The following is a 2918-nucleotide window of genomic DNA, read 5'->3' as shown; positions in this document are numbered from 1 at the left end:
AATTGGCAAAAAAGGAACTCGGCAAATGCCTTGCCGAGTTCCTAAAAGGCGATTTAGTTGTGGGGCACCCCAACATTTGACAAAGAACCTTTTTTTATTTGGGATACATGTTAGTTAATCCTAATTTATATAACAATAAAGAATACATGAATTATTGCAATAAAATGTAATGGAGATGAGCAAAAATTGAGGAACGTTTAGAGTTTCTCGTAAGAATCATCAAGATTTTGGCTTGTTTCAGGAGAAAGAAAAGGCTATAATGACAAGATAAAGAGATTCAAAACTAAAGAATCTCCTAATGAGTTAGCTGTATATTATCTTGGAGAGAGGTGCTATCTATGGAAAGAGAAGATTGGATGCATGTTGGTATGGTTGTGAGCGGTGCTGCTCTGGGGCTTGCGGCCCGTGTCTTTTTCAAGAGCAAATGCATGAAAAAAGCAGCCGTTGGCGCGACGGCTGCTGCCCTGCGCATACAGAAATGCGCTGAAAAAAGTGCGGCCTGCCTCAATGCCCAGGCTGATGACATCGTGGCCCAAGCCAAGGAAGAAAATCGTAAACGGGAAGAAGCGGAACTTGCTGAAATGAAGGCTAAAGAAGACGCCTTGACACCTGTGGAAGATAAGGCCTAAACCCCTATTTCCTAGGAAGAAAGGATGGGACAATCGTGAAATTTCAAATGATTCATGAGGTCCGGGACCGGATCCATGTTCGCTGCTTGTCCGCTAAAGGAGTCCTCTTCCGTGGGTTTGATGCCCGGCAGGGCGCTGTGATCCTTTCCCGCCTGGAAAGGATCAGTGGAGTTTACAAGGTTAAGCTTTACAGTGCATCGGGCGAAGTTGCGATTACCTTTGCTCCGGACAAGAGGGCTTCTCTTCGTCCTATTCTTTTGGACACCTTGGCCTATCTTGACCCCAATGATCCGGGCCTCCAAAAGTCCAGCAAGCATCAGGCGGATGCCCTGATCCTCAATCGGACCTACCGCAATCGTCTGATTTCCCATGTGACGCGTCATTTTGCCTGTAAGTGGTTCCTGCCCATGCCTGTGCGCATGCTCCGTGCCTGGTATCACACCCTAGGCTTTATCCGTAAGGGGGTCAAGAGCCTTCTTTCAGGCAAACTCGATGTACCGGTCCTTGATGCAACGGCCATTACGGCGGCTATGCTTCAAAACGACCTTGGTACAGCCGGATCGATCATGCTGCTGCTTGGAATTGGAGATATCCTGGAAGAGTGGACCTTAAAAAAATCCGTTCATGATCTGGCTTCCCATATGTCCATTAACGTGGATACCGCATGGAAGGTCCTTGAAAATGGAACGGAAATCGAAGTGCCCTTAACCGAAGTGGAAAAGGGCGATGTCATCAGTGTCAAGATGGGAAGCACCATTCCCCTTGATGGGTTGGTGACGGGCGGTGAAGCCCTCGTGAACCAGGCCTCCATGACAGGTGAATCGATGCCGGTTCGTAAGACCGTCGATGGAACAGTCTTTGCTGGAACCGTTGTGGAAGATGGGGAAATCTGCATCCGGGTGACGGGAACGGTGGGGGATACTCGTTTTGACCGAATCGTTAAGATAATCGAGGATTCGGAAGCTTTTAAATCGAACCTCGAAGGAAGGGCCAATCATTTGGCTGACCGTCTTGTGCCGTGGTGCCTAGGCGGAACCCTCCTGACCTATCTGATCACGCGCAATGTTATGAAGGCCATGGCGGTCCTCATGGTTGACTTTTCCTGCGCGCTCAAACTTTCCATGCCGCTGGCGGTGTTGTCAGCCATGCGTGAATGCAGTACCTACAAGATCACGGTCAAGGGTGGCAAGTTCCTCGAAGCGGTGGCAGAGGCGGATACCATTGTCTTTGATAAGACGGGAACACTGACCCTTGCCAAGCCGAAGGTTGCTGACGTCATTTGCTTTGATGGTTACAGTCGGGAAACGGTCCTTCGCTATGCCGCCTGCCTGGAAGAACATTTTCCCCACTCTGTGGCCAATGCCATTGTGCGTCAAGCTGCCGATGAAGGCATCACCCATGATGAACTCCATAGTAAAGTGGAATACATCGTAGCTCATGGGATTGCTTCCCGTGTCGGGGACAAACGGATTGTCATCGGGTCCCATCACTTCATCTTTGAAGATGAGCACTGCCGTGTCCCGGAGGGTCAGGAAGACCTGTTCGAAAGCCGTTCCCCAGCTTATTCCCATGTCTTTATGGCATTGAACGGGGTCCTTATGGCCATCATCTGCATTTCCGATCCCTTGCGCCCGGAAGCTGTGGAGGTCATGAAGGCGCTGCGCCGCGTTGGCTTCCAGAACCTTGTCATGATGACGGGAGACAGCAAACGGACAGCAGAAAATGTAGCCGCGACGTTGGAGCTTGATCGGTTTTACGCGGAAGTCCTGCCTGAGGAAAAGGCTCAGTTCGTCAAAGCCGCCAAGGCCGAAGGACACCGTGTCGTCATGGTAGGCGACGGTATCAATGATTCCCCTGCCTTGTCTGAAGCAGACGCTGGGATTGCCATTGCCGAAGGGGCTGATATTGCCCGTGAAATTGCCGATATCACCATTTCGGCCCGCGACTTGCATCAGCTCATCGTTCTAAAGGAACTGAGCAACCTGCTCATGAAGCGTGTCAATTTCAACTATGATTTTGTTGTTTCCTTTAATGCCGCGCTGATTGCCCTTGGTGTAGCCGGTATCCTGCCTCCAGCGACAACAGCACTGCTGCACAATGGGTCGACCATTGCCCTCAGCCTTCACAGCATGACGAATCTCAAGAAATTTGTCTAAAAAAGCGGATAAAAGAGACTAAAAGAGCCTAAAAAGGGCTGATGTGTACCCCAAAAACTGGACGCATATAAATTAGTTAAATGGCATTAGTGGATGTTTCCCGATATATTTCGGGAGGCATCCATTTTGTTTT

Annotated in this window: 2 protein-coding genes; both read left to right on the top strand. The window is 49.7% G+C overall.

The annotated features are described in order from the left end of the window. Positions 1 to 338 precede the first annotated feature (338 nt). The gene (locus H503_RS0110890) at positions 339 to 629 is read left to right on the top strand and encodes a DUF6110 family protein (RefSeq protein WP_014128069.1); all 291 of its coding nucleotides are present in this window, start codon (positions 339 to 341) and stop codon (positions 627 to 629) included. Between the two features lie 35 nt (positions 630 to 664). Beyond that, entirely contained in the window at positions 665 to 2785 is a 2121-nt protein-coding gene (locus H503_RS0110885; protein ID WP_016459828.1) for a heavy metal translocating P-type ATPase, read from the top strand. Positions 2786 to 2918 lie beyond the last annotated feature (133 nt).

Source organism: Acidaminococcus intestini DSM 21505 (genome assembly GCF_000425045.1).
Taxonomy (GTDB): Bacteria; Bacillota; Negativicutes; order Acidaminococcales; family Acidaminococcaceae; genus Acidaminococcus; species Acidaminococcus intestini.
Note: the sequence above shows the minus strand (reverse complement) of the source record. Positions and strands in the feature narration are given on the sequence as shown.

Excerpts from the sequence above, each read along its gene's own strand:
- H503_RS0110890 (WP_014128069.1), top strand. The coding sequence starts at position 339 with ATGGAAAGAGAAGATTGGATGCATGTTGGTATGGTTGTGAGCGGTGCT.